Origin of the sequence: Gilvimarinus gilvus (assembly GCF_030518155.1) — a bacterium.
GTDB classification, from domain to species: domain Bacteria; phylum Pseudomonadota; class Gammaproteobacteria; order Pseudomonadales; family Cellvibrionaceae; genus Gilvimarinus; species Gilvimarinus gilvus.
Genome location: NZ_JAULRU010000156.1, coordinates 1 through 323, shown reverse-complemented (window position 1 = coordinate 323; position 323 = coordinate 1). Strand labels below are relative to the sequence as shown.

Here is a 323-nt window from a genome sequence, read left to right as displayed (position 1 = left end):
TTGATTCGTTATAACGAATCAATAAACTCAACTGTTTTAGCCAAAGTTGGCGTTTTATTTTCTTTGTAAGGTGTATGTTTTGCATCAGGAACAAGATAACTTTCTTTTCTTCCTTTTACATTGTTGATAATTCCATTTACTTGCTCAATCGAACCATATTCATCATCAATTCCTTGAATAACCAAAGTTGGACATTCGATATTTTTTAATTCTTCTCGAATATCAAAATCAATAAAATCTGGGCGTAACCAAGTTTCTGTCCACATCTCAAAAACTTTCTGCGTTTTATCGCCATGATATTTTGTCAAACGTTCTTTCAAATT

At 31.3% G+C, this 323-nt stretch carries 1 protein-coding gene; it reads right to left on the bottom strand.

Translation table 11 applies throughout. The annotated features are described in order from the left end of the window. Positions 1–8: 8 nt before the first annotated feature. Positions 9–323 (bottom strand): alpha/beta hydrolase family protein (locus QWI17_RS01240; RefSeq protein ID WP_302720674.1); only part of this gene is annotated, 315 nt, incomplete at its 5' end.